This is a genomic window from Halolamina litorea (assembly GCF_026616205.1).
Taxonomy (GTDB): domain Archaea; phylum Halobacteriota; class Halobacteria; order Halobacteriales; family Haloferacaceae; genus Halolamina; species Halolamina litorea.
The window spans coordinates 230,751-250,300 of record NZ_JANHGR010000001.1; the positions used below are offsets into that span (position 1 = coordinate 230,751).

General features: G+C 68.6%; 19 protein-coding genes. 11 read left to right on the forward strand and 8 right to left on the reverse strand.

What is annotated here, in order from left to right; all coding sequences use genetic code 11:
• The first annotated feature begins 43 nt into the window (after positions 1-43).
• Both NO998_RS01155 and NO998_RS01160 read left to right on the forward strand, forming a co-directional pair.
• Positions 44-436 (forward strand): response regulator, encoded by a 393-nt coding sequence (locus NO998_RS01155; protein WP_267645154.1) that lies wholly within the window; start codon positions 44-46, stop codon positions 434-436.
• Positions 437-604: 168 nt separating this feature from the next.
• Positions 605-997, forward strand: coding sequence for an ANTAR domain-containing protein (locus tag NO998_RS01160; protein ID WP_267645155.1), 393 nt, complete (start codon positions 605-607; stop codon positions 995-997).
• 11 nt (positions 998-1,008) lie between these two features.
• Here the strand turns inward: NO998_RS01160 and engB are convergent, their stop codons facing one another.
• Positions 1,009-1,632 (reverse strand): GTP-binding protein EngB, encoded by a 624-nt coding sequence (engB, locus tag NO998_RS01165; RefSeq protein WP_267645156.1) that lies wholly within the window; start codon positions 1,630-1,632, stop codon positions 1,009-1,011.
• Positions 1,633-1,953: 321 nt separating this feature from the next.
• On the opposite strand from engB, the gene NO998_RS01170 reads away from it, so the two are divergent.
• The 5 genes from NO998_RS01170 (at position 1,954) to NO998_RS01190 (ending at position 8,795) form a co-directional block, all read left to right on the forward strand.
• The gene (locus NO998_RS01170; RefSeq protein WP_267645157.1) at positions 1,954-2,886 is read left to right on the forward strand and encodes a twin-arginine translocation signal domain-containing protein; all 933 of its coding nucleotides are present in this window, start codon (positions 1,954-1,956) and stop codon (positions 2,884-2,886) included.
• Between the two features lie 4 nt (positions 2,887-2,890).
• Positions 2,891-4,948, forward strand: coding sequence for an outer membrane protein assembly factor BamB family protein (locus tag NO998_RS01175; RefSeq protein ID WP_267645158.1), 2,058 nt, complete (start codon positions 2,891-2,893; stop codon positions 4,946-4,948).
• A gap of 137 nt (positions 4,949-5,085) precedes the next feature.
• Positions 5,086-6,780 (forward strand): sugar-transfer associated ATP-grasp domain-containing protein, encoded by a 1,695-nt coding sequence (locus tag NO998_RS01180; RefSeq protein ID WP_267645159.1) that lies wholly within the window; start codon positions 5,086-5,088, stop codon positions 6,778-6,780.
• Entirely contained in the window at positions 6,777-7,019 is a 243-nt protein-coding gene (locus NO998_RS01185; protein WP_267645160.1) for a hypothetical protein, read from the forward strand. Before NO998_RS01180 ends, NO998_RS01185 begins: the two co-directional genes overlap by 4 nt.
• A 345-nt stretch (positions 7,020-7,364) precedes the next feature.
• Positions 7,365-8,795, forward strand: a complete 1,431-nt coding sequence (locus tag NO998_RS01190) for a TIGR00341 family protein (protein WP_267645161.1) — start codon at positions 7,365-7,367, stop codon at positions 8,793-8,795.
• Here NO998_RS01190 and NO998_RS01195 read toward each other — a convergent pair.
• Positions 8,693-9,658, reverse strand: a complete 966-nt coding sequence (locus tag NO998_RS01195; RefSeq protein WP_267645162.1) for an NOG1 family protein — start codon at positions 9,656-9,658, stop codon at positions 8,693-8,695. The two genes, NO998_RS01190 and NO998_RS01195, sit on opposite strands and share 103 nt — an antisense overlap.
• A 351-nt stretch (positions 9,659-10,009) precedes the next feature.
• On the opposite strand from NO998_RS01195, the gene NO998_RS01200 reads away from it, so the two are divergent.
• A complete protein-coding gene (locus tag NO998_RS01200; RefSeq protein ID WP_267645163.1) occupies positions 10,010-11,428 on the forward strand; it encodes an ammonium transporter in 1,419 nt (472 codons plus the stop codon).
• Complete coding sequence (gene glnK1, locus NO998_RS01205; protein ID WP_267645164.1) at positions 11,421-11,786, forward strand: nitrogen regulatory protein GlnK1; 366 nt, start codon at positions 11,421-11,423, stop codon at positions 11,784-11,786. Before NO998_RS01200 ends, glnK1 begins: the two co-directional genes overlap by 8 nt.
• Before the next feature lies 1 nt (position 11,787).
• Here glnK1 and NO998_RS01210 read toward each other — a convergent pair whose 3' ends face one another.
• From NO998_RS01210 to NO998_RS01220, 3 genes are read right to left on the reverse strand one after another with little or no spacing between them, the layout of a single operon-like run.
• Positions 11,788-12,948 (reverse strand): CBS domain-containing protein, encoded by a 1,161-nt coding sequence (locus NO998_RS01210; protein ID WP_267645165.1) that lies wholly within the window; start codon positions 12,946-12,948, stop codon positions 11,788-11,790.
• Between the two features lie 42 nt (positions 12,949-12,990).
• Positions 12,991-13,761 (reverse strand): ABC transporter permease, encoded by a 771-nt coding sequence (locus NO998_RS01215; protein WP_267645166.1) that lies wholly within the window; start codon positions 13,759-13,761, stop codon positions 12,991-12,993.
• On the reverse strand, positions 13,758-14,771 hold the full coding sequence (locus tag NO998_RS01220) for an ABC transporter ATP-binding protein (protein ID WP_267645167.1): 1,014 nt from the start codon (positions 14,769-14,771) through the stop codon (positions 13,758-13,760). The genes NO998_RS01215 and NO998_RS01220 overlap by 4 nt, the downstream gene beginning before the upstream one ends.
• An 84-nt stretch (positions 14,772-14,855) precedes the next feature.
• Here NO998_RS01220 and NO998_RS01225 point away from each other — a divergent pair, with 84 nt between their 5' ends.
• On the forward strand, positions 14,856-15,623 hold the full coding sequence (locus NO998_RS01225; RefSeq protein WP_267645168.1) for a DUF6498-containing protein: 768 nt from the start codon (positions 14,856-14,858) through the stop codon (positions 15,621-15,623).
• Between the two features lie 21 nt (positions 15,624-15,644).
• Here the strand turns inward: NO998_RS01225 and NO998_RS01230 are convergent, their stop codons facing one another.
• Positions 15,645-16,142: a DUF367 family protein gene (locus tag NO998_RS01230; protein WP_267645169.1), complete on the reverse strand. Its 498-nt coding sequence runs from the start codon at positions 16,140-16,142 to the stop codon at positions 15,645-15,647.
• 77 nt (positions 16,143-16,219) lie between these two features.
• Between NO998_RS01230 and NO998_RS01235 the strand changes: the two genes are divergently transcribed.
• Positions 16,220-16,564 (forward strand): nuclear transport factor 2 family protein, encoded by a 345-nt coding sequence (locus NO998_RS01235; protein WP_267645170.1) that lies wholly within the window; start codon positions 16,220-16,222, stop codon positions 16,562-16,564.
• 111 nt (positions 16,565-16,675) lie between these two features.
• On the opposite strand, the gene NO998_RS01240 is transcribed toward NO998_RS01235, so the two are convergent.
• Complete coding sequence (locus NO998_RS01240) at positions 16,676-17,050, reverse strand: DUF5811 family protein (protein WP_267645171.1); 375 nt, start codon at positions 17,048-17,050, stop codon at positions 16,676-16,678.
• Between the two features lie 71 nt (positions 17,051-17,121).
• Positions 17,122-19,509, reverse strand: a complete 2,388-nt coding sequence (locus NO998_RS01245) for a DUF2298 domain-containing protein (protein ID WP_267645172.1) — start codon at positions 19,507-19,509, stop codon at positions 17,122-17,124.
• Positions 19,510-19,550 lie beyond the last annotated feature (41 nt).

Sequence of the window (19,550 nt, forward strand, 5' to 3'; positions counted from 1 at the left end):
GTAGGCCGCTTTCCCCCGCGTAGCTGTTGGACAGAGTACGTCGATGGGTTCGAACTGTACGTCGGTGAGTGCGGGGGCGCTCGCCGACACCGACCGGGTCGTTATCGTGGGGGACAATCAGCGGAACGCGGAGATGATGGGGGAGACGCTCGCCGGAGTGACTGTGGCGACTGCGACGCCCGTCGGCGCCCGTGACCGCCTCGGCTCGGGGCCGAGCCTCGTCGACGCCGTCGTCGTCGACACCGAGACGGTCACCCGAGGGGTGACCGAACTGGTACGGGACGTGCGTGAGCAGGGGATACCGGTCGTGCTGCTCTCGGGAGACGCCTCCCCGTCGGTTCGGCGTAACGCCGCCGGCGTCGACGGGATGGCCTTCGAGCAGAAACCGATCCGGAGCGACCAGTTCCGCGAGCTCGTGGCCGACGCGCTCGCGTAACCCCCGACGTGGCGCCTGTGGATCGCTGCGCGGAACTGTGGACTGCCGTGTGGACACTGTGGAACGCCGAAACACCGTGGGCCCGGTCGCCGCGGCTGTGGGGCCGCCGGCGACCTAACTGATTAGGTGAGACACTTACGCCCGTAGCTCGTGTCCGGTCGAGTACCGATGGGATCCAAGTCCGCGTCGGGGGGAGTGGGGACTCTCGCCGATACGAACCGTGTGGTTGTCGTAGGGGAGAACAGCCGGAACGTCGACCTGATGACCGACGCCCTCGCGGGCTACGAGGTCACCGCCGCGACGGCGCCCGAGGAGCTGAACCCGGTGCTTTCGGGAACGCTCCCGGTTGGCGCCGTCGTCGTCGACACCGAGACCGTGAGCGAGGACGTGATCGCGCTGATCGACGGCGTGCTCGAACGTGAACTGCCGGTCGTGCTGCTGGCGGGAGAGGCCTCGACGGTCGTGCGCGAGGACGCCGCCGCTACCGACGGCCTGACGTTCCGCGAAAAGCCGCTTCGCAGCCCGGACCTCCGTTCGGCAGTCGGCGACGCGCTCAACTGATCGCGCGCCGATTAGCTGACGAACTGCAGCAGTTCTTCGCGTTTCGCTTCCCGGAAGCGATCGCCCAGCGCCTCCTCCAGCGTCCCGATCGAGCCGTTCTTGGCCGTGATCGGACAGATCGTCTCCTGCCACTGCTGCCACGGCGGGTAGAGGCCGAGTCGATCACACAGGTCGTTCAGCCGCTCGTCGCGGTCGTCGACCTTGTCCATCTTGTTGACTGCGACGACGGGGTCGATCCCGACGTCCTGCAGGAAGTGGAACATCTCCACGTCGTGGGGGATGTCGCCGTTGGCCTGGTGGCGGTCGATGATGTCGATGACCGACTTCCCGTCGACGACGAGCACGCCGGCGATGATCTGCTCGGCGTTCTCCTCGACGTAGCGGACCACGTCGGTCTTGATCTGCTCGCGTTTCCCCTCTTCGACGCCGGACATGAAGCCGAACCCGGGGAGGTCGGTGAACATGAAGTCCGGCCCGGCCCAGTCGTAGTGGTTGGGCTGCCGGGTGACGCCGGGTTTCCCGCCGGTGTCGAAGCGATGGCCGGTCAGCTCGCGCATCAGCGTCGACTTCCCGACGTTCGACCGACCGACGAGTACGACCTCGTCGCCCCGGTTCGGCCGGTTCTCGAAAGGCATGGACGCTCGTAGTCGGGTGTCGGGGTTAACCCTCACGGGTCGGGCAGCCCCGGAATAAACCAAAAATTGCGATATAGAATGCGTTTTCCTGCCCACAGACGGGCGACCAACACCGGCTGACGCGCTCAGAACCAGTTGACGCCGCGGTAGCGGGGGCGACCTCGTCGCCGTCCTCCTTCCGTGCCGTCGTCGTGTCTCGCCGTCTCTGTGGGTTATTCATTCAGTAATAGACCGATAGCAGAAGCAACTCTCACATAAAACCAGCAATATACCTTCAGTTCCAAAATAACTATCAGCCGCTCCTCCGTTTACTACGGACGTATGAGCAAGTACGAGAAACACACCACAGTCAGCGACGAGGAGCGTCGGGAGTTCCTCAAGGCTCTCGGCGTCGCCGGCGCGGTCGGCGCCGCCGGAGTGACGGTGGGGGAACTGAACGAGACGGTCGACGCCTCGAACGTCGAGGCGCTCAGTTCGGTCGGCGCCGCCGTGAGCGAGGAGATCGCCGGTCAGGTCGACGCCGGCCTCCTCGCCGACCAACAGGCCGAACTGGCGGCGACGCTGTCGGCGGCGCCGGCGACCGTCGAGAGCGGGGCGGCCTTCGAGTCGCCCGGCACGGCGTTCGACGACATCGCGGAGGCCGGATGGGCCACTTACGGCCACCTCGAGGAGGCCGGGTTCTTCGAGAGCCTCGACGAGCACATGCCGGCGTTCAACCCCGAGCGCCTGACGACGAGTACGCGGGCGTTCCTCGGGTCGGAAGCGGCCGTCGAACCGCTCTCGGACCTCGACCTGGGCGGCACCGCGGGTGTCGACCTCGTCGCCCCGGTGATCAATCAGGCCGAGAAGCTGAGCCACTTCCACTGGATCGCTTCCGGCGACATCCCGGCCGAACACCAGCTCGCCGACGTGCTGCCGCCGATCACGCAGCGCGCGGCCGGCGGGGTGCTCCTCTGGCTCCAGAACCTCGACGACCACCTGTATCAGGACCAGGTGCTGTTCGACGAGCAGATCCTCGCTGACGGCATCTGGGAGGTCCGGGGCATGACGGCCGGCTTCTACCTCATGACCGAGGGAGCGAAAGCCGCCGGCACCGACTCGGATCGCTTCACCGACGCCGAACTCGGCGCGCTGTTCACCACGAGTATCGCACTCCAAGAGGTCGCCCAACGGATGCTCCCGGTCCACATGCACTGGATCGACGAGGAGAGCCGCGACCCGGGCAACGTGAAGATCGACTCCATCTCCATCTAACACAATGGCCACAGAGAACACCGACGACGAGCGACTGTCCGAGGCGATCGACCGCGACCTACTCGACGACGAGGTCGACGACCCCGAAGAGCGGATGAACTACATCGACACCGGGGAGAACGCCTACGGCGAGAACGTCCTGCAGGCCAACAGCGAGGCCCCCGGTTCGGACGTGACCGACGAGATGCTCCGGAACGACAAGGACCGGACGGACTCGTGGCTCCACTTCAACAAGGGGCACGAACAGACCGGCTACTCGCCCAGCGAGGCGCTGACGCCGGAGAACGTCGACCAGCTCGAGGAAGCTTACACCCTCGACACCGGCAGCGGCGGGCTCCAGACGACGACGACCATCGTCCCCGGCGAGGGCGACACGCCGCCGGTCATGTACTTCATCGGCGCGGACACGAAGGTCTGGGCGGTCAACGCCCGCACGGGCGAGGAGTACTGGACGTTCCAGTGGGCCTACCCCGAGGACGCCGACTACGAGATCCAGCCGCGCTTCCGCGGCGTCTCGGTCTATCAGGACAAGGTCATCTTCGGCACGGCCAACCTCCACATGGTCGCGCTGGACCGCTACACCGGCGAGAAGCAGTGGGAGACGGACTCGATGGAGGCGCTGCCGTCGCTGCAGAACCTCCCGTTCCCGTTCATCGGCTACTCCCACTCGGGTTCCTCGCACGTCTACGACGGCACCGTCTACGTCGGGCAGGTCGGCGGGGACAACTCCCTGATGGGCCACACCCACGCGATGGCGCTCGACGCCGAGACCGGCGAGGTCGAGTGGACGACGAAGTTCGCCCCCGAGGACGAGTGGCTCGGTGACCTCTGGAAGCACGCCAACAGTTCCCCGTGGAACGCCGCGGCGATCGACCCCGAGTCGGACACGATCGTCTGGAACGCCGGGAACCCGCGGCCGATGCTGAACCCGATGGTCCGGCCGGGGCCGAACCAGATGAGCGCCGGCGTCGTCGCCCTCGACGCCAACACGGGCGAGGTCAAGTGGAACGACCAGAACTCCCCGCAGGACCACTGGGACTACGACGGCCAGTTCGTGGCGTCGATCGTCGACGTGGAGATCGAGGGCGAGGAGCGTCGTGCGGTCGTCTACGAGCACAAGAACGGCTGGGTGTACGTCTACGACATCGAGGACGGCCAGCTGCTCTCCCGCTCGGAACCCTACGCAAAACAGAAGAACATCCACAGCTTCATCGGCAAGGGCGAGGAGAACGCCACGGAAGTCTGGCCCGCGGCGGCGGGCGCCTCGAACTACCCGGCCGACGGCCTCAGCCCGAAGACGGGCTACCGATACTCCGGCTCGCAGGACGCCGGGAACATCCTCTGGATGAACGACTTCAGCTACCCCGAGGAGGGCGTCGGCACGCCCGGGATGGGGACCGGCCCCGACGGCGAGGACGACATCTCCGGGGGCGGACAGGAAGCCAGCATCGAGGGCGAGAACTACACGGCTTACGTCACCGCGACGGACCTCAGCACGGGCGACCAGGCGTGGCGGACCGAACTCCCCGACACGCAGGACCTGTTCAACAACTCCTTCGTGGTCTACCCCGGCGGCACGACGCCGACCGCGGGCGGTCTCGTGTTCAGCGGCTCCTCGGGCGGGCACCTCTACGCGCTCGACGACGAGACCGGCGAGATCCTCTGGGAGGCAGACACCGGACAGCGCATTACTGCGACGCCGGTCGTCTGGGAAGACGAGTCGGAGGGTGCCGTCTTCGTCGGCGTCCCCTCGGGCTCCCAGATCGTGACCTACCGCGCGGACGTAGACCTCGACGCCGCCGAGCAGACCGAAACGCCGGCCGAGACCGAGACGGCGACGGAGACGGCCGAACCGACCGACACGGAGGCCCCGACCGATGCAGCGACCGACGCTGCCACCGACACCGCGACCGACGCGGCCGACACCACGTCCACGAGCGGCCCCGGCTTCGGCGCCGCGGCGGGGGCAGCGGGCGCGGCGGGCGCCGGCTACGCGGCCAAGAAGCGCGCCGACGGCGACGAGGACGCGGACGACGGCGACGACGGGTCGACCGAGGAGTAGTCCGCCCACGCCCCGTTCTCCGGACGGGTACGGGCCACCCGACGACGCGGGCCGCTCGATCCCGGACAACAAATTTCGTCTTCTCGAACGTATCAACTAACCCGTAGGGTTAAGCAGACGTGATTGTGTAGTAGGGCATGGTTAACTGGAGGGATCAGACGTCCGTTCTCGCGCTCCTGATCGGCTTGTTGCTGGCGACGCTCTTTCTGCGAACGAACGTCCCGTCGTTCCTCTCGGTCACGTCGTCGATCACGTTCATCTTCCAGTTGATGCTCGCCGGGACGGTCATCGCGATCCTCCGAAACGAGGCCGGGATGTCCACCTTCGGGGTGTTCGGGCCGGCGATCCTGGCGTTCGCGTGGATCGAGGTCGGCCCAGTCTGGGCATTTTTCATGATCTCGTACCTTTTCGTCGTGACCGTCACCGCTCGGGTCGCGATGACCGGTCTCGATCTGGGGACGCCACACCGCGTCGCCGCGCTCCTCGTCATCACCGGTATCGCGGCGTTCACCGTACAGGCGGTCGGACAGGTACAGGGTATCCCGGCCCTGAACACGGTGTTGCTGTTCCCGATAATCCTGACCACGTGGTACGCCGAACGGTTCGTCGAGAGCGTCTCCGAAACCGGCTGGGCGCCCGGAGCCCGGCGGCTCACGTTCACGCTCGTCGGCATCGTCGCGGCCGCGCTCGTCGCCAGCTACGAACCGCTCGTCTCGGTGATCAGCCAGAACCCGGAGAGTTGGGTCGGCCTCGCCGCGGTCAACATCTACCTCGGGGCCGGCACGAACGTCCGGCTCGGTGAGTACTTCCGATTCAGGCAGCTCCGCCGCTCCCTCGGCGCCGAGGGCGCCGCCGGCGTGCTCACGATGCGAACCCGGAACCGGGACTTCATCAGCCGGTACAACCCCGCTCCCCTCATGTCGGGGTTCTCGAAGGTGCAGATGAAGCGGCTCCTCCACGGCCTCGACATCCCGACGCCGGAGACGTTCATGGTCGTCGACGACGAGGCGACACTGGCGGCGTTCGGCTCGTTCCTCGAGGAGCACGACCGGTTCGTCGTCAAGCCCACCGACGGGAGCGGCGGGCGGGGGATCCTCGTCGTTCGCGGCCGCGACAGCGGCGACGGGCGCTTCGCCACGAACCGGGGGAAGCTCACGGAGGAGGCGGTCGTCTCCCACGTCCGGAAGCTCTGTTTCGGCGGGAACGCCGACTACGGGGCCCGAAGCAGCGCGGTCGTCGAAGCGATCGTCGAACCCGACGGGCTGTTGGCCGACCGCGTCGAGAGCGGCGTCCCGGACCTGCGGGTCATCGTTCTCCAGGGGACCCCGATCATGGCCATGGTTCGGCTCCCGACGGTCGAGTCGAATGGGACGGCAAACATCCACACCGGCGCCGTCGCCGTCGCCGTCGACATCGCCTCGGGGACGGCCTCGGGGGGCTACCAACAGACCCGGAACGCGTTCGTGGACGTTCACCCCGACACGGGGGCGTCCCTCGAGTTCCGCATCCCGGAGTGGGAGTCAGTGCTCGAAACGGCGACACGGGCGTCCATCGCCTCCGGCTTCGGCTACACCGGCGTCGATATCGTCTTCGACGCCGACCGGGGCCCGATGGTTCTGGAGGTGAACCGTCGTCCGGGGCTCGGCATCCAGAACGCGAACATGGACGGCCTGCTCCACCGGCTCCGGTTCGCCGAGTCGCGGGCCGACGACACGCAGTTCAGAACGGCGGCCGAGCGCGTCCGGGAGGCGATGGCGTGGTCGCGGGCCGACTGGGCGGCCGATCCGGAAACGCCACCGGCGCAGCCGCGGAAACAGGAGGTGCGCCAATGAGCCGGGAGCAGTCGTGGAACAGGCTCATGGCGGCGCTGATGACGGTGAGCCTCGTCCTCTTCCCGCTCGTACTGATCGCCGTTCCCCCGTTCGCGCGCGGGGAGTTCCCCGGCCCGCTGACGCGGATCGACGCCGTCGTCGGCTTCTTCGTGTTCGTCCCGCTCGGCTTCGCGCTCGTGACCGCGTATCGGGTCGCCCAGTACCACGGCCTGATCGGCGCCGAACAGGACTCGTTCTGACGGCCCCCGACCGTCTTTCACGCCTAAAAGCCGACCCCCTGCGGGCCGACCAGCCGCCCGGCGACGGCCAGTCCGGCGAATCACACTCACCAGACGAGCGCACAGGTGGCGGTGGCCGACCACCGGGCCGGCGGATCGTACGCGAACGCGCTGGTGCCGATGACGCCGACGGTGTCGAGCACCGCGTGGGGGGTCAGCAGCGTCACCGAGACGGCGACCCCGCCTGCGTCCCGGCGTCCAGCGCCATACCGGCCGTCGCGGGTCGGTGTGGGAAAGCGGCCCGGATCGGTTCGGGGGCGGCTTCCCGGTCGTCGCCTATTTGTTCGGTCGCCGAGAGGGTGAGCCGTGCGACTCGTACAGGTGATGATCCCCACCGGGAAGCGGGAGGCCGTGCTCTCGGTGCTCGACGACAACGGGATCGACTACGCGCTCTCCGACGAAACCAGCGGCCGGCGATACACGGCGCTGGTCTCCTTCCCGCTGCCCACGAACGCCGTCGAGCCGGTGCTCGACCAACTGCGGGAGGAGACCGGGATCGACCGCGACGCCTACACCGTCGTGCTCGACGCCGAGACCGTCGTCTCCGAGCGCTACGAGCAGTTGGAGAACGAGTGGACCTCCGGCGAGGAGGGCGACCGGATCGCCCGGGACGAACTGACCGCGCGGGCCGCCGACCTGGCGCCGGACTGGGTGCCGTTCCTCCTGATGACCGCGATCAGCGCCGTCGTCGCCACCGCGGGGCTGTTGCTCGACTCGCCGGCGGTCGTCGTCGGCTCCATGGTGATCGCCCCCCTCATCGGGCCGGCGATGGCCACCAGCGTCGGCAGCGTCGTCGACGACCGGGGGCTGTTCGTCCGCGGCATCAAGCTCCAAGCGATGGGCGCGCTGCTCGCGGTCACGAGTGCCGCGGCGTTCGCGGGGGTCCTGCGCTACGGCAGCATCATCCCGTTGAGTCCGAGCGAGGTGCTCGCCATCGGCGAGGTCAGAGAGCGACTCTCGCCGGGCGTCCCCTCCTTGGTGGTCGCGCTCGCGGCCGGGATCGCCGGCGCGCTCTCGCTCTCCTCGGGGGTCTCCTCGGCGCTGGTGGGCGTGATGATCGCCGCGGCGTTGGTGCCACCGACCGCCGTCGTCGGCATCGGCCTCGCGTGGGGGCGTCCCGGCGCCGTCGTCGGCTCGGCGGTACTGGTCGCGGTGAACTTCCTCTCGATCAACCTCGTGGCGCTGGTGGTGTTCTGGTACCAGGGCTACCAGCCCGAGGAGTGGTTCAAGGCCGACGAGGCCCGCCGGGAGACGGCGAAACGCGTCGGTGCGCTGGCGCTCACGGTGTTGGTGCTCTCCTCGGTGCTCGTGGGGGCGACCTACGCTGCCACCCAGCGTGCGACGTTCGCCGACGAGGCCCGCGGCGAGGCCACGGAACTGCTCTCGATGTCGCCGTCGCTCTCGCTGGTCTCCTTCGACGTGGAACACGGCGCGGCGTTCCCGTTCAGGAGCCCCGAACGGGTGGTGGTTACCGTCGGCCACCCGCCGGGCACGGACCCGCCCGCGCTGGCCGGCCCGCTCGCCGATCGGATCAACGCCATCGAAAACGGACCATTCGGGCTCGGTGACGGTGAGGGCGTGGTCGTCGAGGTCCACTACACCGCCATCGAGTCGACGGGCGGCGACGCCGCCGTTCAGTCCTTCCGGGAGGCCGGGATGTCGGGCGCCCAGTCGACGGCCTCGACGACGGTGTCGAGCACTTCGTCGACGTTCTCGCCTTCGAGCACGCTCATGTAGGCGTCGGCCTCAACGTCCCTCGAGCGGTCGGACTTGTTGCAGACGGTGACCATCGGCGCGTCGAACGCCGCGCGGAGTTCGTCGCGCAGTTCGAGTTGGGAGGGAAGCGGGTAGCCACACTCCCCGGAGGCGTCGACGACGAACAGCACGGCGTCGGCGAGGTGGTGGAGCGCCGAGACGGCCTGCCGCTCGATGTCGTTGCGCTCGTCCTCGGGGCGGTCGAGCAGCCCCGGCGTGTCGACGATCTGGTAGCGGATGCGGTCGTGCTCGAAGTGGCCGACGTGGACCGCCGTCGTCGTGAACGGGTAGGACTCGATGGCGTTGCTCGCGTTGGTGACCTCGTTGACGAAGGAGGACTTCCCCACGTTGGGGTAGCCGGCGACGACGATCGCGGGTTCGTCGGGCCGGATGTCCGGCAGCGTCTTCAGTTCGTCGCGGGCCTTACCGATGGCCAGCAGGTCCTCGGCGATCTGCTCGGTGATGTCGGCCATCCGGGCGAACGCCTGCTTCCGGTGTTTGCGCGCGGTGTCGGTGTCGGAGTTGCGGATCTTGGTCGCGTACTCCTCGCGGATCGACTCGATCTGGCGGCCCGCCCACGTCACCTGACTCAGTGCCTGTCGGAGTCGGTCCACGTCGACGATGGCGTCGGCGAGTTCGTAGTAGAACGGGTCGACGTAGTCGAAGTCGGGCCACGCGGTCACGACGTTCTGGAGGTTGTCCGAGAGGATGTTCGCGGCGGTCCGCAGCATGGCCTCTTGGGCCTCGTAGGGCGACTTGGCGCGCCCGGTCCGGGCGGCCCGGGAGAACGCCTTGTCGAGGAGTTCCTCCGACCGTGGGGTGGTCGGCAGATCTTCGAAGGTCATCGATTACGGGAGCGTAGCGCCCCAGCGCGTAAAAACGCGTCCGTCGGCGCCGGAGCGACGAGGCCACCACCCAACACATCGTCTTCTATGGGAAATAGTCAGTCTGTAACGGTTTTACACTACAGAATCGGGCTGAAAACCAAGAAATTTGGTTGTTCGTCGAATCATTCAACAGAAACTACGTGATGCGCAAGCGAACCATTAGGTACCACCAGTAACAGAGAGTGGACTGTACATGGCGACAACGAACGTAGCAGTCTTGCCTGTTGAGTGCGTTAATCGTGGGGGATTTTTCGATATCGGTTTCGGGATCAGTCGAAATACCTCGATCGGGAACGGAGGTGACCACTGATGCCCGTCGAGCCGGCGGTCGCCGACGGGATCAACACCGTCTGGGCGCTCGTGGTCGCGTTCCTGATCTTCTTCATGCAGCCGGGGTTCGCGCTGCTGGAGGCCGGGCAGGTCCGCGCGAAGAACGCCGGGAACGTCCTGATGAAGAACGTCACCGACTGGACGCTGGGCGTGCTGTCGTACTTCGTCATCGGCTTCGGGCTCTCGGTCGTCGTCGCCGGCCTGACGAGCGCGTCGGCGGTCGACGTGGGCGCGGCGTTCGCCTACATCTCCGACTCGGGCACGTGGATCACGTGGCTGGTCGGCGCGGTGTTCGCGATGACCGCCGCCACTATCGTCTCCGGCGCCGTCGCCGAGCGGATGGACTTCACCGCCTACGTCTTCGTCGCGGCGGCGATGACCGCGGTGATCTACCCCGTCGCCACGGGGCTGACGTGGGACGGCGGCCTGCTGGCTGCGGGTGACAACCCCGGCTTCGTCGGCGACCTCATCGGCGTCGGCTACCTCGACTTCGCGGGCGCGACCGTCGTCCACATGCTCGGCGGCATCGCCGGCCTCGTCGGCGCCTACATGGTCGGCCCGCGCAAGGGCCGCTTCGACTCGAACGGCAACAGCCAGCCCATCCCGGGCCACTCGATGCTGCTGGCGGTGCTCGGGACGCTGATCCTCGCGTTCGGCTGGTACGGCTTCAACGTCGGCACCTCCGCCATCTTCAACGCCGACAACGAACTGCTGGGCGCACAGCTCGGTCGCGTCGCGCTCAACACCACGCTGGGGATGAGCGCCGGCGCGCTGGCGGCGATGGTGACCTCCGCCCGCCGCCAGGGCAAGCCCGACCCGCTCTGGACCGCCAACGGCCTGCTCGCCGGACTCGTCGCCGTCACCGGCGCGGTGCCCCACGTCACGTGGTGGGGCGCGCTGATCCTCGGCGGCCTCGGCGGCGCCATCGTGCTGCCGACCTACCGCTTCGTCGTCGACGAACTCGGTATCGACGACGTCTGTGGCGTCTTCCCCGTCCACGGCGCCGCGGGGGCGCTCGGGACGATCCTGATCCCGGTGTTCGGCGTGCAGGGCAGCTCGTGGAGCTTCCTCGGCGTCGATCAGCTGGCAATGCAGGTGGTCGGCGTCGCGGTCCTCGCGCTCTGGGCCGCCGGCGCCACCGCCGTCGCGTTCACCATCGCCGACGCGCTGTTCGGCCTGCGCGTGACCGAGGCCGAGGAGGAGATGGGTCTCGACGAGGGCGAACACGGCGTCTCTGTCTACCCCGAGTTCACCGGCGACGGCGCTCCCGAGCCGACGATGACCGCCGACGGCGGCCGTGTCGAGACCGACGGCGGCGTCCCGGGACCCGCTGACGCGCCCGCCGACGGGACCGACCCGAACGACGTTGCGGCCAACGGGGGTGAGGCGAATGAGTGAGAGCGCCGCGAGCGACGGTGTCGAGATGGTCGTCGCCGTCATCCGTCGGGAGAAAGTGAGCGACGTGAAGGCCGCACTCGCGGAGGTCGGTGCGCCCTCGCTGACGGTCACCGACGTACGCGGTCGGGGGTCCCAGCCGGCGAAGACCGAACAGTGGCGCGGCGAGGAGTACACCGTCGACCTCCACGAGAAAGCCAAGATCGAGTGTGTCGTCGCGGACGTACCGACCGACGACGTGGTCGCCGCCATCCGGGACGCCGCTCACACCGGCGAGAAGGGCGACGGCAAGGTGTTCGTGCTCCCGGTCAGTCACGCCGTCCAGATCCGGACCGGCAAGGAGGGGATCGACGCGGTGTAGGCTACACTCCTCGGTCGGCCCGGAGCGTCTCGAGTGCCCCGGTGGACTGGGAGATGTTGAACGCCATCACCATGTCCGACTGGGAGAGCAGCCCAACCAGGTTCCCTTCGGTGTCGACCACGGGGAGCCGCCCGGCGCCGTTAGCCTGCATCGTGTCGAGGGCGTCGAGCACCTCGCTGTCGGGGTCGAGCGTCGCCACGTCGCCGTCCATCACGTCCTCGACGCGGTAGGCGTCGCGTTCGACCTCCGGCACCGACCGGGTATCCGAGAGGGTGACCATCCCGACGAGGTCACCGTTGCGAAGCACGGGGTAGCCGGTGTGGCGCTCGCGCAGCATCTTCTGGAGCAGTTCGGCGACCGTCGTCTCCTCGTGGACCGTGTGGAGCTCCGCCGCCGGCGTCATGAGTTGGCGAACGGTCGTCCCCTCGAAGGCCGCCTTGAGGACCGTGCGCTGGGCCTCGCCGGAGGCGCCCATGTAGATGAAGAAGGCCACCGCGATCAGCAGGAGGTTGAACTGCAGCAGGCCGAGGAAGCCCAGCAGGATGGCGAACCCCTTGCCGACGGTGGCAGCGATCTGGGTCGCGCGGACGTGGCTCCGGTTGCGCGCCAGCAGCGCCCGCAGCACGCGGCCGCCGTCCATCGGGAACCCGGGCAGCATGTTGAACACCGCGAGGAAGACGTTCGTCAGTGCGAGATAGCCGAGCACGAACCGCGCGGCCGGGAGCTCAGCCGGGACCGCGGTGAACGCGACGTAGGAGACGACGCCGAGGGCGACGCTGACGACGGGGCCGGCGACGGCGACGAGGAACTCCTGTTTCCAGTCCTCGGGCATCTCGGTGAACTGGGCGATCCCGCCGAGCAGCCAGAGCTTGATCGAGTCGATCTCGAAGCCGTAGCGCATCGCCACCAGCGAGTGGCCGAGCTCGTGGAGCAACACGCCCGCGAACAGACCGATCGCACACGCCGTGCCGAGCACGAACGGCGTGATGCCCTCGGTGAGCGCCGCCTCACCGGGTACGCCCGTCGGGAGGATGCCGAGCAGTTCGACCCAGTAGCCCACCTGTGAGCTGATGAGCCACGCGAACAGCGGGAGCACCAGCAGGAACGTCACGTCGATCTTGATCGGGATCCCGAAGATCCGCCCGATCTGGAAATCAGCCATGTGGGAACGTAGCGCGGCGGACAGGTAAATCGCCCGGCGGGGCTACACAGCCTCGACGCGCTCGAAGAGGTACGTCCCGACGGCGACGGTGATCACCGAGGAGACCACGAGAGCGCCGATGTCGAGCGCCAGCGGGTACGTGGAACTGCCGACCAGCACCGCACGCAGGCCGTCGATCCCGTAGGACAGCGGGTTCGCCAGCGCGATGACGCTCACGGGCCCGGGCAGGCTCTCGATGGGGTAGATCGCCCCCGAGAGGAAGAATATCGGGAAGATCACGAACTGCACGACCAGCCCGAACCCCTCGCTGTCGCGGAACTGCGAGGCCAGCGCGACGCCGAAGCCGACGAAGGTGGTCGCGATCAGGAGCAGGATCAGCGCCGCGACCGGGAGTCCCAGCAGGCTGTCGATCTCGAACCCCAGCGGGATCGAGAGCAGCAGGATCAGCGTCGCCTGTACGATCGCCGTCGTCGACCCGCCGGCGATACGGCCCAGCACGATCGACGTGCGACTCACGGGGGCGACGAGGATCTCCTTCAGGAACCCAACGTCCTGATCGGCGAGGATCGACATGCCGGCGAAGGAGGCGCCGAAGAGCATCGTGAACCCCACCATCCCCGGCACGAGGTACTGGAGGTAGTCGACGCCTTCCGGCAGGCCGGGGATCGCGGCCCCGCTGAAGCCAAAGCCCAGGAACACCAGGAACAGCAGCGGCGTCGCGACGGAGCCGACGATCCGCGAGGGCGTGCGCGCGAAGCGCTTCACGTCCCTGAGCCAGAGTGCGTAGATGGCCAGTGGGCCGATGCGCTTCATCGGTCGGCCTCCCCCCCGACGACGGCGTCGGTCCGACCGGCCGACCCCGCCCTGCCGCCCGCGGCGTCGGCCTCGCGTTCGGCGATGGTCGCACCCGTCAGCGAGAGGAACGCGGTTTCGAGGTTCGGTTCGCGCACGTCCACGGCGGCCACCGAGGCGCCTGCGTCGTCGGCCAGTCGGACGAGGTCAGCGATGCGTTGCCGGCCGTGGTCGACCGTCACGTGGAGCCCCGAGTCGTCGTCGGCGACCTCCGCGACCCACGGCTCGCCGTCGAGCCGGGTCCGCAGCGTCGCCGTCGGGCCGTCGAGTTCCAGGGTCACCACGTCGCCGCCGATGGCCCCCGTAAGCGCGCTCGGGGAGTCGATGGCGGCGATCCGGCCGTCGTCGACGACCGCGACGCGGTCACAGAGCTGTTCGGCCTCCTCGATGTAGTGTGTCGTGAGCACGACCGAGACGCCGGCCTCCTCGTTCAGCCGGCGGATGTACTCCCAGGAGTCCCGGCGTGTGCGGGCGTCGAGGCCCGTCGTCGGCTCGTCGAGGAACAACACCGCGGGCTCGTGGAGCAGCCCGCGGCCGATTTCGAGGCGGCGCTTCATCCCGCCGGAGTAGGTGCTCACCTGATCGTCGCGTTGCTCCTGCAACCCGACGAGGTCGAGGATCTCGTCCATCCGTTCGGCGCGCTTCTCCCCGCGGATCCCGTAGAGCCGCGCGTGGAACGCGAGGTTCTCCGCGCCGGTGAGTTCCTCGTCGAGCGCTTGCTCCTGAAACACGATCCCGATACTGTTGCGGACCGCGGCGGTCTCGTTGGCCACGTCGTGGCCGTCGACGAGCGCCGTGCCCGAAGTGGGCCGCAGCAGCGTCACGAGCATGTTGATCAGCGTCGACTTCCCGGCGCCGTTGGGGCCGAGCAAGCCGAACAGTTCCCCCGACCCGACGGTGAACGAGAGGTCGTCCACCGCAACGGTCTCCCCGAAGCGCTTGGTGAGCCCGTCGACCTGTATCGCCGGCATATGGATGTTGACTAAACGTTCAGTCGACAAGTAGCTGCCGGCGCGGGGGAACGCTATTGGTCGATCGGGAGGTAGTCGGCGCCGATGTCCTCCTCCCGCCGCGCGTTCCTGCCGACGCTGGTCGCGAACGCGCTGCCGCTGGTCGGGATCGCCCTGCTCGACTGGCGTGTCGCCGAGGTGCTCGCGGTCTACTGGCTGGAACTGGCGACGGCGTTCCTCGCCTACGGCGCCGCCGCGCTGTTCGCGGCGCGGCCGGTCGTACTGGAGGGTCGCGAGGCGTTCTTCCTCCCGGCCGTGGGTCGGAACACCGAGCGCGCCCCGAAGTGGGAGTGCGAACCGAGCCCTGTCGACGTGCCGGGGCCGCTGCCGCCGATCTACCCGCGGAACGGTCGATTGGTGGCGGCGACGCTGTTCTGGGGGTTCGGCCTGCTCGCAGTTCCGCTGATCGCCGCGCCGGAGGCCGTCGACGCCGCGCTCTCACTCCCCCTGCTGGGGACGACGGCGACGATGCTCGGTGCACACGTACTGGACCTCCGCCGGGAGTTCTTCGATGAGGGGCAGTACGAGGAGCGATCGGCCCACACGGTGCTTGAGGTCCCGGGCCGACTGCTCGCGTTCGCCTCAATCTACGTTGCGCTCGCGGCAGCCGTCGGCGGCGGCGGGCTGCTGTTCATCCTCGCGCTGCTGTACGAGGCCGGCGTGACCGTCCCCGACTCCGACGCCGGCGTCCTGTTCGGGGCGTCGATGATCGCCGGGAAGCTCCTCGCGGAGTGGGGCCGCTTCGACGCCGCACGAGCCGACGAACCGGGCTGGCTGGGCACGTGGTTCCAGCCTGAGAAGCCGGAAGCGTGATTCTCTATCGCGGAACGCGATTTATCGATCCAGATACTCCTGCTGGATCGCCACGACTTCTTCGGAATCCGCACACTCGCTGTAGCGTCTGAGCGGCTCCTCGTTGAGTTCGAGGAACGTCTCGCCCCAGGTGAACTTCGAGAGGATCTGCTCGGCCTGGGCCGTTTCGCCGAGGATGACGAGCGCGGCGGCGAACGCCTCGACGGTGTTGAGCTGCATCGGCCGGCCGAAGTTCACCGGGTTGGCGGCGACGAGATAGGGGAGCGCGCGGTGGTCGCCGTCGATGGTGAACTGCTTCTCGCCAGCTGACTCCCACGAGCAGTCGAGTGCGACGAGCGCGTGTTCGGCGGCGTCGCGGTCGGCGGGCGAGAGCGCACGCTCGGCGTGGGGGTTCAGCACCACTCCGTAGGGAGTCGCGCGGTCCGATCGGTGTAGCTCGGCGAGGTCGAACCGCGAGAGCTTCCGGGCGGTGCACTTCTCGGGGTCGTCGTCGCCCTCGTAGCGAACGTGCAGGTCCACACCCCGGCTCGGCGCCCGAGCGGCATATGCCCCCCGGAGACCCGCGGCTTCTTGGGTCGGCTGGCCCCAGTTGCGGTATGAGTCAGACCGCGCCGGTCGAGCGGTACTACGAGGCGATCGATGCGAGGGACGACGAGGCGTTGCGCGCCGTCCTCGCCCCGGAGTTCCGCCACGACCGCCCGGACCGGACGATCGAGGGCCGCGAGCGGTTCGTCGCGTTCATGGCCGACGAGCGGCCCCGGACCGACACCACCCACCGTCTCGAGGGGGTCTTCCTCCCGACGGCGGCCGACGCCGGGGCTGCCGAGGTCGCGGTTCACGGCCGCCTGCTCGGCGACGACGGCGAGGAACTGTTCGGGTTCGTCGACCTGTTCACCGTCGTCGACGGGAAGATACTGGAACTGGAGACGTTCACGGCCTGAACGCTTCGAGAGCTGCGGCTGCGGAGGGTACGTTCATCGGCGCCTCCGGGCGAAAACGGCGTACCGCGAGTTCGGCAGAAGCGAGCGGTGCGACGCGAACTGCATCGACGACTATCTCGCGACCGGTACCGGATCGTCACCCATCGCGTACATTACTTGTGCGGCGGCGCTGGCTGCCAGCCCCTTCGCGACCTCGTCACGGTCGGCGTCGTCGAGGCCGGCCTCGATGTCCTCGGCGTCGGGCTGGAACCCCGCGCTCACGGGGTGCCCGGCGGGGGGACGAACGGCGACGGTCGCTTCCGGCCCGTTCGATCCGTAGGTCAGTTCGGAGCCGACGACGTAGCCGTCGGGCAGATAGGACTCGGTCCGAGAGACGATGCCCGCGACGGCGCGTCGCAGACCTCGCTTCTCGTCGGCGGAGAGTTCGACCTCCTTTGAGGGTCCCCCCATGATCCCGTGACCGCCGGCGTAGTTGGTCCCGTTCATGTCGTCGGTGTTTGGCGGTATCGCTTGATAAACCCACCGGCGGAGGAACCCTCCTGCCGCCGCTGACTGGCTCAGGCGCCGTCCTGTTCGTCGTCGGGCAGCGCCGAGTGGTCCACCTCGTAGATGGTCACGGCGCCGCCCTCGAAGGCCACCGAGAACGCCTCGCGGTCGAACGACCGCATGGCGTCGCCGTAGAGGTCCTTCTCGTTGGGGCCGACGTAGACGTAGGTCACGTCATAGCGCTCCAGGAGGTCGGCGGCCTGCGCCCACTCGCCGGCGTAGATCGTATCGACGTTTCTGACCCGGCGTTCGTACGCCTCCTGGCTCCGGTACTCGGCTTCGTGGTCCCAACCGATGACCGTCGGCAGTCCCGAGAACGTCGCGGCGGGGTTCGACCAGTGGTAGGACGCACCCGGTGTCTCGACGATGGTCGGCTTTCCGGGTCGCTCCTTCAGCCAGCGCAGCGCGTCGTACTCGTTGGCGTGGTAGTTCTCGACGGCTTTCAGCCCGTCGAGCGACGGCTCGTAGTGGTCGTCGGCGACGGGGCCGCCGACCTCTGCGGCGAACATCATCACGGGGAACGTCGCGCTGACCAGCAACACGACGACGACGAACCCGACCGTGAGCGCCGAACCGAGCGCCGCTCGGTTGTCCAGCGAGTCACGGGCGGCGGTCTCACCGGCAGCCAGCCGTGCCTCGCCGGCGGACGCGAGTCGGCCGACGTGCCGGCGCAGGAGGAGTGCTGTCGCCGCCCCCGCGCCGGCGGCGCCCAGCGTCCACGCCTGTACGGCCACCTTCAGCGAGGTGTTCCACCGGGGGTTGGCGATCAGCGGCAGCTTCGCGTGGGCGAGTTCGAGCGAGAGCAGCAGGCCGGCGCCGGCGACCAGCAACACCGTCGCAAAGCCCGCCCGCCCCGAGCGCACCAGCAGCCAGCCGGCGACGATCAGCGTCAGTAGTAGCGCCATCACGGCGAAGTTCTCGATCACCAGCGCCGCGCCGACGGCGCCGAGGACGAGCACGCCGGCGGCGCCGAGCCACGCGGTCGGGAGGTCCTCGGCCGCGGGCCAGCCCTCGTTGGCGAGGTAGACCCCGAACATGGTCAACAGCCCGCCGTACATCACGAGGAACGCCGGTAGCGGGCTCCGCGGCGGGAGGAACCCGATCCCCTCGTTGCTGGGCACGTGGCCGAACACGAGGAACGGCGACGCGACGGCGACGCCGATGAGGAGCACCACACCGCCGACGACGACGGCGAGCGCGACCCGCCAGAGTTCGTGGGCGAGCCACTCGCCGCGGCTCTCGGCGGCCGTCGCGGGTTCGAGGCGTTCTGCAACCCCCTCGGGAAGCAGCGTCGCCGGGTGAGCGTCGGCGGCGCCGACGGCCAGCATCGCCATCCCGGCAGCGGTCGGGAGCGACCACGTGTTCATGAAGCCAAAGAGGCCGGCGACTGCGCCGAGACCGCCGAAGACGAGAGCGAGCCGTCGGAACCGCTCCCGTTCGGGCGTGACGTAGTACGCCAGCGCCAGCGCGCCGGCGAACATGACGTAGGGGTTCGCGAACGTGTGGCCGTGGAGGTCGGCCTTGACGAAGGAGTAGAGGGGCACCTCCTGGATCGTGCCCGGGACGACGTAGCGGGTGTACCACCACCCCCAGTCGAGGGGCTGTGAGAGGTCCGAAACCGTCGTCTGGAGTTCGCCGCCGTCGAAGCGCTGGGCGACGAAGCCGAAGGCGGCCTGCTCGACCGGGCCGGCGAGCGCGTCGGGGATGTAGGGCGTGAACAGTCGGATCGCGGTCGTCGACGCCCCGGCGAGGGCGACGAAGAAGGCCGTGAAGACGCCGCCGAGGCGGTAGGACCCGCCCCGGCGGGAGACGACGGCCCCGCCGACGCCGTAGGCGACGACGAACAGCATCCCGTAGAACGTCGCGATGCCGAGGTTGAAGCCGTAGCGGATGGCGACGCCGGTCAGCATCGAGAGGCTGGCGACCTGCATCTGGGTGCCGTAGTAGTACTTCAGCGGCTCCCCGGCGAACCACATGTCCTCCGGGGGCAGCGTTTCGGCGCGTTCGAGCGTGTTGACCAGCGCGAAGTGGAGGAACTGCTCGCCGGCCTGTGGCGTGATCGCGGGGTTGCCAGCGCGGAACGCGACCATGATCAGGAAGCCGACGGCGAAGACGCCGTAGGCGCCGGCGACGGCGCGCCAGTCGGGGCGGGCACCGCGGCGCCACGAGAGCGCGGCGACGGCGAGCACGATTCCCAGCCCGAGGAGGAGGGTGTGGAAGCCGAAGGTGAGTTGGCCGATCCAGAACACCGCGATCGCGAACGGGACCAGCGCGGCCGGGAGCGCAAAGGCGGCGCCCCGCCGCGGGAGGTGTTGGAACGCCGCGGCGGCGATCGGCGCACCGAGCGCGGTCAGCCCCCCGACGACGAGGAGGTACGCGAGGACGGGGATCCACTCCATAGGTAGGCGTACAGTCGAACCGTTTTCACCTTTCTGGGACG